This is a genomic window from Streptococcus oralis (genome assembly GCF_001578945.1).
Taxonomy (GTDB): Bacteria; Bacillota; Bacilli; order Lactobacillales; family Streptococcaceae; genus Streptococcus; species Streptococcus oralis_Q.
Genome location: NZ_KQ969599.1, coordinates 1 through 532, shown reverse-complemented (window position 1 = coordinate 532; position 532 = coordinate 1). Strand labels below are relative to the sequence as shown.

At 36.8% G+C, this 532-nt stretch carries 1 protein-coding gene; it reads left to right on the top strand.

Features of this window, described 5'->3' with window-relative positions; all coding sequences use genetic code 11:
- Positions 1-389, top strand: a 389-nt coding sequence (locus tag SORDD16_RS09970) for a hypothetical protein (RefSeq protein ID WP_061453296.1), incomplete at its 5' end; no start/stop codon positions are given.
- Positions 390-532: the final 143 nt, after the last annotated feature.

The following is a 532-nucleotide window of genomic DNA, read 5'->3' as shown; positions in this document are numbered from 1 at the left end:
CCCTTGTAGTATTTGGAGGAGGCGCATGGATGGCACAGGAAACAAATCTATTTGGAGGAATAACTCTGAGTCCGCGAGCTAAACAGTTGGCTTATTTGAAGGAGCATGAAGATGAGATGGCGAATTTTATAAAGTCTAGAAATCCTAAAGTCGAAAGTGTCCAGTTTGATTGGGATAGTATGGAAGTTGGTCAGGTAGGAAATGGAACTCCTCAAGGAGGTGGTTATATGCTAACATTTAAAGGGCGTATAAATAATATAAAGGAGAGCAGTTTTACTCTTGGATTTCCTTTGGATAATAACAGGTACTCCTTGCCTAACCTTGAGAGGATTTCTGAAATGCAACCCATAAGAATTTTACGAGATGGTGGATGGTTTATATATGAGTAATAGTAACTTAAAAAATTTTGATAATTTTTATGCGGATTTAGCTCAGTCGGCATATGCTAATCGCCCTAATAATTTTCCGCCTTTAAATAATTCAAAAACTTTTCAAGATTTTAACTTTTCCGAGGATATAGTTTTTGACGGTG